The organism is Coprococcus aceti (genome assembly GCF_025567285.1).
Lineage (GTDB): Bacteria > Bacillota > Clostridia > Lachnospirales > Lachnospiraceae > Coprococcus > Coprococcus aceti.
This window is the reverse complement of the sequence record NZ_JAOQJT010000001.1, coordinates 204323-218132: the sequence shown is the minus strand read 5'-3', so window position 1 is coordinate 218132 and position 13810 is coordinate 204323. Positions and strand designations below refer to the sequence as shown.

At 46.3% G+C, this 13810-nt stretch carries 8 protein-coding genes; all 8 read left to right on the top strand.

Translation table 11 applies throughout. The features are described from left to right. Positions 1 to 235 precede the first annotated feature (235 nt). A complete protein-coding gene (gene ileS / locus OCV54_RS01060) occupies positions 236 to 3406 on the top strand; it encodes an isoleucine--tRNA ligase (protein ID WP_055222355.1) in 3171 nt (1056 codons plus the stop codon). 300 nt (positions 3407 to 3706) lie between these two features. Continuing rightward, positions 3707 to 4912: a metallophosphoesterase gene (locus tag OCV54_RS01055; protein WP_055222354.1), complete on the top strand. Its 1206-nt coding sequence runs from the start codon at positions 3707 to 3709 to the stop codon at positions 4910 to 4912. Between the two features lie 195 nt (positions 4913 to 5107). Continuing rightward, entirely contained in the window at positions 5108 to 6826 is a 1719-nt protein-coding gene (locus OCV54_RS01050) for an alanine/glycine:cation symporter family protein (RefSeq protein ID WP_055222353.1), read from the top strand. A 204-nt stretch (positions 6827 to 7030) separates the two neighbouring features. Beyond that, positions 7031 to 8791 carry a molecular chaperone DnaK gene (dnaK, locus tag OCV54_RS01045; protein WP_055222352.1) on the top strand — a complete coding sequence of 587 codons (1761 nt, stop codon included), beginning with the start codon at positions 7031 to 7033 and terminating at the stop codon, positions 8789 to 8791. A 25-nt stretch (positions 8792 to 8816) separates the two neighbouring features. Continuing rightward, a complete protein-coding gene (locus OCV54_RS01040) occupies positions 8817 to 9212 on the top strand; it encodes a hypothetical protein (protein ID WP_055222351.1) in 396 nt (131 codons plus the stop codon). Between the two features lie 54 nt (positions 9213 to 9266). After that, the gene (locus OCV54_RS01035; protein ID WP_055222350.1) at positions 9267 to 10166 is read left to right on the top strand and encodes a DUF5685 family protein; all 900 of its coding nucleotides are present in this window, start codon (positions 9267 to 9269) and stop codon (positions 10164 to 10166) included. Between the two features lie 3 nt (positions 10167 to 10169). After that, positions 10170 to 10979: a J domain-containing protein gene (locus OCV54_RS01030; protein ID WP_015534468.1), complete on the top strand. Its 810-nt coding sequence runs from the start codon at positions 10170 to 10172 to the stop codon at positions 10977 to 10979. Positions 10980 to 11282: 303 nt separating this feature from the next. Continuing rightward, positions 11283 to 13724: a glycogen/starch/alpha-glucan phosphorylase gene (locus tag OCV54_RS01025; RefSeq protein WP_055222480.1), complete on the top strand. Its 2442-nt coding sequence runs from the start codon at positions 11283 to 11285 to the stop codon at positions 13722 to 13724. Positions 13725 to 13810: the final 86 nt, after the last annotated feature.

Below are 13810 nucleotides of genomic sequence, written 5' to 3'. Positions count from 1 at the left end.
AGATCAGCAGCGAGCCGGGGGCGGTGCGAGCCCGGTGACAGTAGAGACTTTCGGAATATCACTCTGGAGTTGCAGACCAAAAGAGATTTGCTCAAGTAGGCTCTGACGTATTTCCTGCGTTAAGGGGAGCGCATATGTTAGTATGTAAGTAATAGGTGGTATAACGAACTCAAAGCCCTTCGTCCTGATTACGACGAAGGGCTTTTTTATATTTATCACAGAAAGGAAAGACGACATGTACGACAAGGTTTCGACTAAACTGGAATTCGTAAACAGAGAGCAGAAGGTATTGGACTTCTGGAAAGAAAATCAGGTATTTGAGAAGAGTGTTGAAGAGACAAAGGATCTGCCAACATACACATTCTATGATGGCCCTCCAACAGCAAATGGTAAGCCACATATCGGACACGTTCTCACACGTGTAATCAAGGATATGATCCCTAGATATCAGACAATGAAGGGACATAACGTAGTCAGAAAGGCCGGATGGGATACACACGGTCTGCCTGTTGAGCTCGAGGTTGAGAAGCTCTTGGGAATCGACGGCAAGGAGCAGATAGAGGAGTACGGACTGGAGCCATTTATCCAGAAATGTAAGGAGTCCGTATGGAAATATAAAGGCATGTGGGAAGAGTTCTCAGGCAAGGTTGGTTTCTGGGCTGATATGGACAACCCATATGTAACATACCATGATGACTTCATCGAGTCAGAGTGGTGGGCACTGAAGAAGATCTGGGATCAGGGACTTCTGTACAAAGGCTTCAAGATCGTGCCTTACTGCCCAAGATGTGGTACACCTCTTTCAAGCCATGAGGTTGCACAGGGATATAAGACAGTCAAGGAGCGTTCAGCAGTAGTAAGATTCAAGGTTATCGGAGAGGATGCATATTTCCTCGCATGGACAACAACACCTTGGACACTTCCTTCAAACGTAGCACTCTGTGTAAATCCAGATGAGACATACGTGAAGGTTAAGGCAGCAGACGGCTACACATATTATCTTGCACAGGCACTTGCAGACAAGGTTCTCGGCGGTCTTGCAAAGGAAGCAGCAGACGATCAGGCAGCAGTTCCTGCATACGAGGTTCTTGAGACATATGTCGGTAAGGATCTTGAGTACAAGGAGTATGAGCCACTCTATGAGTGCGTAAAGCCTGTATGTGAGAAGCAGCACAAGAAGGGCCACTTCATCACATGTGACACTTATGTAACTATGACAGATGGTACCGGTATCGTTCATATCGCACCTGCATTTGGTGAGGACGATGCAAATGTCGGAAGAAACTACGATCTTCCATTTGTACAGTTTGTAGATGGCAAGGGTGACCTCACTGAGGAGACTCCATTTGCCGGAATGTTCGTAAAGGATGCAGATCCTGAGGTACTCAAGGATCTGGACGCAAGAGGACTTCTCTTCGATGCGCCTAAGTTCGAGCATGAGTATCCACACTGCTGGAGATGTGACACACCACTTATCTATTACGCAAGAGATACATGGTTCATCAAGATGACAGCAGTCAGAGACAAGCTGGTTAAGAATAATGACACTGTAAACTGGATCCCGGAGAGCATCGGTAAGGGACGTTTTGGCGACTGGCTGAAGAATGTTCAGGACTGGGGACTTTCAAGAAATCGTTACTGGGGTACTCCGCTGAACATCTGGGAGTGTGAGTGCGGCTGCAGACATGCCATCGGATCAAAGGAAGAGCTCCGCTCAATGAGTGACAACTGCCCTGAGGACATCGAGCTTCACCGTCCGTTCATCGACGCTGTAACTATCAAGTGTCCTGAGTGTGGCAAGCAGATGCACAGAGTCACAGAGGTTATCGACTGCTGGTTCGATTCAGGATCAATGCCATTTGCACAGTGGCACTATCCATTTGAGAATCAGGATATATTTGAGAAGCACTTCCCTGCTGATTTCATCAGTGAGGCTGTTGACCAGACAAGAGGATGGTTCTACTCACTTATGGCGATCTCAACGCTGCTGTTCGACAAGGCTCCGTTTAAGAACGTAATCGTTCTCGGACATGTCCAGGATAAGGACGGACAGAAGATGAGTAAGTCCAAGGGAAATGCTGTAGATCCTATGGATGCTCTGAACAAGTACGGTGCAGATGCCATCAGATGGTACTTCTACAGCAATTCAGCACCATGGCTTCCTAACAGATTCCATGAGGATGCAGTTGTTGAGTGTCAGAGAAAGTTCATGGGTACACTGTGGAACACATATGCGTTCTATGTACTCTATGCAAATATAGACAACTTCAATCCACTTGAGCATGAGCTAGAGTACGACAAGCTGTCACTTATGGATAAGTGGCTTCTGTCCAAGCTGAACTCAACAGTCAAGGCAGTTGACGCAAACCTTGGCGCATACAAGATTCCTGAGACAACAAGAGTTCTCGAGGAGTTCGTGGATGACATGAGTAACTGGTATGTCCGTCGTGGACGTGAGAGATACTGGGCAAAGGGCATGGAGCAGGACAAGGTAAATGCTTACATGACACTTTACACAGCGCTCGTTACGATCGCACAGACAGTAGCTCCTATGCTCCCATTCATGGCAGAGGATATTTACCAGAATCTGGTTAGAAATATAGACAAGGATGCACCTCTCTCAGTTCATCTGTGCTCATTCCCTGAGGTGGATGAGAAGATGATCGATCCAGAGCTTGAGGTTGCTATGGACGAGATCCTGAAGATCGTAGTTCTGGGACGTGCAGCAAGAAATACAGCAAATATCAAGAACAGACAGCCAATCGGCAAGATGTATGTCAAGGCTGACAAGAAGCTTTTCGGCGAGGAGAAGGCTATCATCGAGGATGAGCTGAACGTGAAGAATGTTGAGTTCGATGATGATGTAAGCGCTTACACAACATACAGCTTCAAGCCACAGCTTCGTACAGTCGGACCTAAGTACGGCAAGCACCTTGGCAAGATCAAGGAGCATCTGTCAGCACTGGATGGCAACGCAGCCATGGCAGAGCTCAAGGCAGAGGGCGCTCTGAAGTTTGAGGCAGACGGAGAGGAGATCGTACTCACTGAGGCTGATCTTCTGATCGACATGGCTCAGATGGACGGTTTCGTATCTGAGGCAGACGGCGGTGTGACAGTAGTCATCGACACAAATCTGTCAGAGGAGCTTCTTGAGGAAGGATTTGTCCGTGAGATAGTATCCAAGGTTCAGACTATGAGAAAAGAGGCTGGATTCGAGGTTATGGACAAGATCACTGTATACGCAGACGGAAGCCAGAAGGCAAAAGACATCATTTCATCAAATGCAGATGCCATCATCGGCGACGTTATGGCAACAGAGATCATCACCGGTTCAGTTGATGGTTACTCTAAGGAGTGGAACATCAACGGCGAGAAGGTAACTCTCGGAGTGAAGAAGAACGACTAAGGGATATAATATTAGGGTTTAAAACAGGCATTTTGGAAAAAATTATCCCTGATCAAGAGAATACGGCCCGAAAGGTACAAATCTTAAAGATTTTGTATCTTTCGGGCTATTTTTATGTGATTTAGGAAAATTTTGTACTTTCTTTAAATATATTTGGATATTAGGGGATGACGGTGGAATTACGATTTATTAAGTTTGTGTATGTGTGGTGTTGGGAGTATATTATTGTATGAATAAATCGTACAAAGGACTGCCGTCAATATGTATATTGGCCAGTCAGAAAAACAAAGGAGAAAAAAGATGATAGCAATTTTTATTGCGCCTTTTTACATAGCGTTAAATATATATTTGTTCTGGAGAATAAAGGGTTGGGTACAGGCATATTTCCCGAAACTCAAAGGCAAGAAGGGCTGGATAGTCCCGATAGTGCTATACGCATTTCTGGCGTCGGCGCTGGTGATCGCATTCTTCCTGCCACAGGGAAGGTTCAGACGTGGCATGAAGCTGGTGGGCAATTACTGGCTGGGCGTTCTGCTGTATATGATATTTTTCATAGTGATAGCTGAGCTTGGAAGATTCCTTCTGCTTCATGTATTCAGAGTGAGCAAAGATAAGATATGCGTGCCGAGGGTACGCAGGATAGTGGGCTGTGCGTGCGCAACACTTATCATGTGTATATCATTCTGGGGAGTGGTAAATGCGAGACTTGTGCGGGTGACGCCTTATGATGTGACCATCAATAAGGAAGCACAGGATGAGAATGGTCAGAAGATGGATTCCATGAAGATAGTGCTGGTTGCAGATCTTCATCTTGGATACAACATAGGCGTCAGGCAGGTTCAAAGAATAGTGAATTCTATAAATAAGCAGGACGCAGATCTGGTGCTGATAGCGGGTGATATATTTGACAACGAATGGGAAGCCGTTGACCAGCCGGAGAAGCTTGAGAAAATACTCCGGGGGATCAAATCAAAGTATGGAGTGTATGCCTGCTACGGCAACCATGATATACAGGAGCAGGTGCTTGCCGGATTTACATTTGGCGGACAGAAGGAGAAGACCAGCAGCCCTGAGATGGACGAGTTTATAGAGAAAGCGGGAATCACACTTCTTCGTGATGAGGGAGTGCTGATAAACGATTCCATATACATCTATGGCCGCCGCGATGCCCACAGACCGGGAAATGGAGTCACAGACAGAGTATCCGCAGACGAGATCACGAAAAATATGGACAAATCAAAACCTATCATAATCCTTGATCATGAGCCAAAGGAGCTGGAGGAGCTGTCGTCGGCAGGTGTGGATATGGATCTGTGTGGACACACCCATGACGGACAAATGTTCCCAGGCAACATCCTTGTGGCGATGATGTGGGAAAATTCCTGCGGTTACCTGAATGTTGACGGCATGCACAACATAGTGACATCCGGAGTCGGTGTGTTTGGCCCCGATATGAGAGTTGGAACCAAGGCGGAGATATGCCCGATAACGGTGAACTTTAAATGACCACCACACCGCATAATATTTCGCCAAGCGCCCGCATAACTTAATTAATAAAGGAAAATAACCATAACACCACAATACTCTGGACTTTGTGACAAAAATACAGTAAATTTACGGGTATATAAACTGATTCGGGACAAAAATGAGGGGAGTGCCGGGTCGGATGATATGGATAACCTGGAAAGAGGAGGCGGTTGTATGGAAAAGTTAAATGAGATCGTGTCGGCGGTGGATGGATTTGTCTGGGGACCGGTCATGCTGGTGCTTCTGGTTGGAACGGGAATATTTCTGACGATCAGAACAGGATTTCTTCCTTGGAGGAATCTCGGCTATGCGCTGAAGAGTACACTTAGCAAGGAGGCAAGGACAAAGAGCAGAGGAACCGGAGACGTGTCACCATTTTCGGCACTGACCACCGCGCTTGCTGCAACCATAGGAACGGGAAATATCGTTGGTGTTGCAACGGCCATGGTATCGGGAGGTCCGGGAGCACTGGTGTGGATGTGGATATCCGCAGCATTTGGTATGACATCCAAGTTCTCAGAGTGTATGCTTGCTATCAAGTATCGTGAGGTGAATGCCAAGGGCGAGATGAGCGGCGGTCCTATGTACACTATGAAGAAAGCATTCAAGCATAAGAAGTTCGGCGCAGTGCTGGGCTGGCTGTTCGCACTCTTTGCAGTCATCGCCTCATTTGGAATAGGAAATATGACACAGGCCAATTCCATATCTGAATCTCTTAGCAGTACATTCAGCGTGCCTACATATGTTACAGGAATCATACTTACGGTTTTTGCCCTTCTTATAATAGTTGGAGGAATCAAGACTATATCTAAGGTGTCATCAGTTGTTGTTCCTTTGATGGCGATATTCTATGTTGTAGCCGGACTTATTGTAATAATCATCAATATCCAGAATCTTCCGTCAGGAGTTGCCATGATATTCAAGATGGCATTCTCAGTCAAGGCAGTCGGTGGCGGTCTGTGTGGTACGATCACAGCAGCTATGATGAACGCCATGAGATTCGGTGTTGCCAGAGGAGTATTCTCAAATGAAGCTGGAATGGGCTCTGCGGCCATCACGGCGGCAGCTGCCACAACAGACAATCCTGTCCGTCAGGGTTACATCAATATGACAGGTACATTCTGGGATACCATAGTAGTCTGTACCATCACAGGTCTCTGTATTGCATCATCGGGTGTGCTTGGAATCACGGAGAACAGCACAAAGGGCAGCTATCAGGTGAGCGGAACGGAGGTTACTGTGGAGGCTGTTGATTCCGACAACAAGACTACCACAACGGATTATACATATGAATTCACAGATGACCAGCTCATTCTGACAGATACATCCAATTCGTCAAATACCCTGATGCTTTCAGTCCTTCCATCCGACGAACTCAACAAGGATGAGAATACAAAGCTTGCAAGTGAGCTTGCGGTGGAGGAGAGTCAGGCAGCCATAGGAAGTCTTACCGGTACATGGACTGATGCAGCCGGAAACCATTATACATTTGCTGAGGATGGAACATTTGCCTGCTCAACTGTTATAAAAGGTGCAGCTCTCACGATACTGTCATTTGGCTCTGCACTTGGCAAGGTGGGAGGCTGGCTCGTAACTATAGGAATTGTGCTCTTCGCATTCTCCACGATCCTTGGATGGGAGTATCACGGAGAGAAGGCATTTGAGTATCTGTTCAAGTCACACAAGTACAATATGATATACAGGATAGGGTTCTCGCTCGTTGTATACGTAGGCGCGACGATATCACTGGATCTTGTATGGAACTTCTCAGATATAGCGAATGCGCTCATGGCGATTCCGAACCTTATCTGTCTGCTGGCATTAAGCGGAGAGATCGCAAAGGATATGAAGGAATTCCAGGCGGTTATCAAGGCAGAGAAGGCATCAAAGTAGAATATTAAGTCCGGGGACGGAGGGGTCAGGTACCTCCGTCCTCTTTTTTTATACTCTCTTAACCTAACTTTATACTTACTTTATTTTTTGTCCAAATTATGTTCATAAGTGATGGTTATTATATACAATATATAGGGACGGAGGTGCCTGACCCCTCCGTCCCCATGAGTAGATTAGAATACCATTACAGAGAGGTTGACATATATGAGCAGAGTAGTAGGAATAGACCTGGGAACAACAAACAGCTGTGTGGCAGTGCTTGAGGGCGATCAGCCAACTGTCATACCGAATTCGGAGGGCGGCAGGACCACACCTTCCATAGTAGCCATCACAAAGAATGGAGAGAGACTGGTGGGTGAGGCTGCCAGGAGACAGATGACTGTGAATGTGGACAGAACTATCACATCCATCAAGAGAGCGATGGGAACAACATACAGAAAGAGGATAGACGGCAAGGACTATTCGCCGCAGGAGATATCCGCCATCATACTTGCAAAGCTGAAGAGCGATGCTGAGAGTTATCTGGGCGGACCGGTATCTGATGCAGTCATAACAGTTCCGGCTTACTTTGACGACAGCCAGAGACAGGCCACAAAGGACGCCGGAAGAATAGCGGGACTGAATGTGCTTCGAATCATAAATGAGCCTACATCGGCGGCTCTCGCCTATGGTCTTGACAATGGACAGGCGCAGAAGATACTTGTATACGATCTGGGCGGAGGAACATTTGACGTGTCTGTTATAGAGATAGGGGACAGCGTCATAGAGGTTCTTGCCACCGCGGGAGACAATCATCTAGGCGGAGATGATTTTGATGAGAGGCTGCTGGACTACGTCATCAAGACCTTTAAAAAGGAGACAAAGGTCAATCTGGCGAAGGATATCACAGCATCCCAGAGAGTGAGGGAAGCCTGTGAGAATGCCAAGAAGGAGCTCTCATTTGCGCAGACTGCACACATCAATCTGCCATTTATATCGACAGTGAAGAATCAGCCGGTGCATCTAGACATGACGATAACCAGGGAGCAGTTCAACGAGCTCACCTATGACCTGGTGGAGAGAACGGCGGGACCTGTAAACCAGGCATTATCCGATGCGGGCATAACGAGAAATCAGATAGACAAAGTGCTGCTGGTGGGTGGCTCCACCCGTATACCGGCGGTTGTGGATAAGGTTCGTGCCATAACCGGCAGGGAGCCATCCAAGAATATGAACCCGGACGAGTGCGTTGCCATGGGTGCGGCGGTCCAGGGAAGCAAGCTCAGCGGCGAGCTCACCGTGTCGAACAAGGTGAATGACATTCTCCTCATGGATGTGACACCTCTTTCGCTGTCCATTGAGACCCTTGGAGGTGTGGCAAATGTCATCATTCCGAGAAATTCAGCCATTCCGACCAGAGCATCAAAGATATTTACCACGGCGGGTAATTTCCAGAGGGATGTCGAGATCAAGGTGTACCAGGGCGAGAGACATTTCACAAGGGACAACAAGCTGCTAGGCAACTTCAGGCTCAGCGGTATCAAGAGAGCCATGGCGGGCGTTCCTCAGATCGAGGTCACATTTGACATGGATGCAAATGGTATCCTCAAGGTTTCAGCTAAGGATCTTGGCAGGGGCGTGGAACAGCAGATAGTGATCACATCCAGCACCAACCTTTCGGAGGAGGAGATCCGCAGAGCAAGGGAGGATGCGAAGAAGTACGAGGATGACGTGGCTGGAGCCAGGGAGTTCAAAGACATTATGAACGAGGCCGAGTCGTATGTATATAAGGTAGAGAATCTTCTTGAGACCAGGGGCGCACAGCTTGACAAGAAGGAGATGAAACGGATCAAGAGCGACTGCGAGTATCTGAAGAAGCTTGTGACACGAACTGACATGAATCATGTAGATGACGTGGAGATGGGCAGGATGAAGGAAGCCTACAGGCAGCTTCAGGAATCCGCAGAGAAGCTGGAGACAATGTAAGAATTTGCGAGGAGAATGGTGAATTATGAAAGACAAATTTATAAGATTTATGAGATCCAGGTACGGCAACGATCAGTTGTCATCATTCCTTACCTGGGGCGGATTGATTTTTATGGTGCTGGATGCATTTATCAAGACGGGGATATTTTATTTCCTTGGGCTTTTCATGTTCGCTTATGGATATGTCAGGATCATGTCCAAGAACTATGACAAGCGCGCGGCTCAGAACAGATGGTTTATGGAGCACACCGCGGGCGTGAGAAATATATTCAAGCGTGCGAAGAAACAGAAGGAAGCCGGCAAGGAATACAAGATATTTGTCTGCAGCAAATGCCAGCAGATGATCAGAGTTCCAAGGGGAAAGGGCAAGATAGAGATCAGATGCCCTAAGTGCGGCAACAGATTTGTGAAGAAGTCTTAGTGATGATGCGGACTTTAGATATTTTGAGTTGAAATACGGTATGGAGATTGAGAGATGTTTGGATATATAGTGGTGAACCAGCCTGAGCTTAAGATGAAAGAATACGATGAATACCGTAGGTATTACTGTGGCCTGTGCAAATCGCTGAAGGACAGATACGGTGCGAGAGGACAGATAAGTCTCAGCTATGATATGACATTTCTGGTCCTTCTTCTGACGGGACTGTACGAACCGGAGAAGCACTCGGGCAGCAGAAGATGTATCGCACACCCGACATCGAAGCATACTTATGTACAGAACGAGTACACAGATTATGTTGCTGATATGAACGTGATCCTTACCTATTATAAATGTATAGATGACTGGGATGATGAGCATATGTTTACCCGAAAGCTGTATGCGGATGTGCTGCTCGCTGGGAAAAATGGCAGGAGGCTCAAGGAAGATTATCCACAGAAGATCCAGGTTATTGCGGAGAACCTCAAGGCGATAAGTGAGCTGGAGGAGGTGGGATCCGATGACATGGATGCATTGTCGGGGCATTTTGGCAATATAATGGCAGAGATATGTGCCCCGAAACATGATGAGTGGGAATCATATCTCCGCACCATAGGCTATTATCTGGGCAAATTTGTCTACATAATGGACGCGTATGACGATATAGAGAAGGATATAGGTGCCGGAAATTACAATCCATTCGTGTGCAGGCTTGCGCATGAGCTGGGTGTTGAGGTACAATCAGTGGGTGTGGATAAAACCATAGAACAGGACAAATGGCAGGAGCTTGCAGAGTGGACGAAGGATGTTCTGATGATGATGGTGGCACCACTTGCTAAAGAGTATGAGATGCTTCCTATTATTGAAAATGTAGGTATACTCAGGAACATAATATACTCAGGAATATGGGAAGCATATTATTCGACTACAAATAGAAGATGCGGCGATGAGGAATAAATTATGAAAGATCCTTACGAGGTGCTGGGACTCAAAAGAGGTGCCAGCGAAGAAGAAGTAAAAAAAGCATATAGAAGGCTGAGCCGGAAGTATCATCCGGATGCGAATATCAACAATCCTCACAAGGATGAGGCTGAGGAAAAGTTCAAGGAGATACAGCAGGCTTACAAGTCCATAGTGAGCGGTGAGGCTGACCGTGCAAGTTACGGTGGTGCTGGTGGGTATGGAACTGGAAGCTCGCAGGGCTACGGCGGCGGTTATGGATCTGGCGGTTCATATGGTCCGTATGGTGGAAGTTCTTACGGCGGTTCGTCAGGAGGCTACGGACAGTATGATGATCCATTTGGCGGTTTCGGAGGATTTGGCCCATTTGGTTTCGGTGGCTATCAGAGACAGAATGACTACGATCCGAATGATAAAGATTCCAGATATTTTCAGGCCGCGAAGAACTATATGAACAGCGGAAGCTATGAGGAGGCGAAGAACGTCCTCAATCAGATAGAGAATCACGATGCCAAGTGGCACTATTACAGTGGCGTGTGCAACGCCGGACTTGGCAATCAGATAAGAGCCATGGAGATGCTGAAGCGTGCAATGGAGCTTGAGCCGGGCAATCAGGAATACCGTCAGGCATATGAGTCCATCAAGAGCGGCCGTCAGTGGTACATGGACAGAGGTGCCGGGTATGGAATGGATATGCCGACCGGCGGAAAGTTTTGCAACAACCTTTGTACCATATGTGCTCTCATGTCGTGCTGCATGGGCGGTATGCCTTGCGTGTGCTGCATGCCGAGTGGATACGGACGAAGTTAGATAACGATCCCCCTGGGAGTTGCCTCTCCCAGGGGTTTTATATCGTATACGTGGTGCATTTACAATATTCTGGTAATCATTGAAAACGCAAGAACCCCCAATTAATCTAGATATTATCAGACATTTATCGCCTTTTATGTAAAAAAAACTGCAAATTCTATTTGACTATAGTCTAATTTTATAGTGTTATTTAACAAATTTTTTCTCATGTATTGTTTAAAAAAAAGGTTGATGATAGAATGAAACAGTGAAAATGGAAAAAATTATATCTATTTATCCAAGGAGGGAATGAATCAGATGAAGATGTTAGCAGATTTCGATAAGGAAGGCTTCAAGAAGGAAGTCATTACTAATGTAAAGACCCTTTTCCGCAAGCCTATCGAGGAGGCTACTCCACAGCAGGTATTCCAGGCAGTCAGCTACGCAGTAAAGGACGACATCATTGACAGATGGATTGCTACACACAAGGAGTATGAGAAGAAGAACGTCAAGACAGTTTATTATCTGTCTATGGAGTTCCTTATGGGTAGAGCACTCGGTAACAATCTTATCAACTTGACTTACTACGATGCAGTTAAGGAAGCACTTGACGAGTTAGGATTTGACCTGAACTTTATAGAGGATCAGGAGCCTGATGCCGCTCTGGGTAATGGCGGTCTCGGACGTCTTGCAGCTTGTTTCCTTGATTCATTGGCAACACTTGGTTATCCTGCATACGGTTGTGGTATCAGATACAAGTATGGTATGTTCAAGCAGGGTATCAAGGATGGATATCAGGTTGAGATGCCGGATGACTGGCTCAAGGATGGCAACCCATTCGAGGTTAAGCGTTCAGAGTACGCTGTTGAAGTTAAGTTCGGTGGATATGTCAGAGTTGAGAACAAGAATGGCAGAAACTACTTTATACAGGATGGATATCAGTCAGTTCGTGCCGTACCTTATGACCTTCCAGTCATCGGTTATGGCAACAACGTTGTAAATACACTTAGAATCTGGGATGCTGAGGCAATCCAGGAGTTCTGCCTTGACTCATTTGACAAGGGTGAGTATGAGAAGGCAGTAGAGCAGCAGAACCTTGCAAAGACTATCGTTGAGGTTCTCTATCCAAATGACAATCACTACGCAGGTAAGGAGCTCAGACTGAGACAGCAGTATTTCTTCATCTCAGCTTCAGTTCAGAGAGCAATCCTCAAGTTCAAGGAGCTCAACAAGGACATCCACAAGCTGCCAGAGAAGGTAACATTCCAGATGAATGATACACATCCAACAGTAGCAGTTGCCGAGCTCATGAGAATCCTCATGGATGAGGAAGGCCTTGAGTGGGATGACGCATGGGATATTACAACAAGAACATGTGCATACACCAACCATACGATCATGGCAGAGGCACTTGAGAAGTGGCCTATCGAGCTGTTCTCAAGACTGCTTCCACGTATCTACCAGATCGTTGAGGAGATCAACAGAAGATTCGTTCTCAAGATCCAGGAGATGTATCCAGGCAACCAGGATAAGGTTAAGAATATGGCAGTTCTGTACGATGGCCAGGTTAAGATGGCTCATCTTGCAATTGCAGGTTCTTACTCAGTAAACGGTGTTGCAGCTCTTCATACCAAGATCCTTGAGGAGAGAGAGCTTAAGGACTTCTATGAGATGAGACCAGAGCAGTTCAACAACAAGACAAATGGTATCACTCAGAGACGTTTCCTGCTTCATGCTAACCCACTTCTTGCAAACTGGATCACAGACAAGATCGGTGACGAGTGGATAACCAATCTTTCACACCTTAAGAAGCTTAAGGTATATGTGAACGATGAGAAGTGCCAGCATGAGTTTATGAACATCAAGTACCAGAACAAGATCCGTCTTGCAAAGTACATCAAGGAGCACAACAATGTGGATGTAGATCCTCGTTCAATCTTCGATGTACAGGTTAAGAGGCTTCATGAGTACAAGAGACAGCTTCTGAACATCCTTCATGTTATGCATCTGTATAACAGACTGAAGACAGAGCCAGAATTCGATATGTACCCAAGAACATTCATCTTTGGAGCAAAGGCATCAGCAGGATATAAGAGAGCTAAGCTTATCATCAAGCTCATCAACTCAGTTGCAGATGTTGTCAACAACGATGCTTCAATCGAAGGCAAGATCAAGGTTGTATTTATAGAGAACTACAGAGTATCCAATGCCGAGATCATCTTCGCAGCAGCAGATGTATCAGAGCAGATCTCAACAGCTTCAAGAGAGGCTTCAGGTACAGGTAACATGAAGTTCATGCTGAACGGTGCACCTACACTTGGAACCATGGATGGAGCAAATGTAGAGATCGTTGAGGAAGTTGGCATCGAGAACGCATTTATCTTCGGACTTTCAGCAGAAGAGGTTATGAAGTATGAGCGCGAGGGCGGCTACAACCCAATGGATATCTACAATAACAACCAGGCTGTAAGAAGAGTTCTCACACAGCTTATCGATGGTACTTATGCACCGGATGATCCGGACAGATTCAGAGATCTCTATGATTCTCTTACAAAGGAAGATGTATACTTCATCCTTAAGGACTTCGATTCATATGCAGAGGCTCAGCAGAAGGTTGATAAGGCATACCAGGATGAGAAGGGCTGGGCAAAGATGGCTATGCTCAACACAGCATGTGCTGGAAAGTTCTCATCAGACAGAACTATCGAGGAGTATGCAAAGGAGATCTGGAAGCTTAAGAAGGTTAAGGTTTCCCTTGATAAGTAATTATCAGATAGAATGAAATAACAAAATAAAGGACGGACATCATATGGTAAGGATCGTATGGTGTCCGTTTTTATTTTGCATCTGTT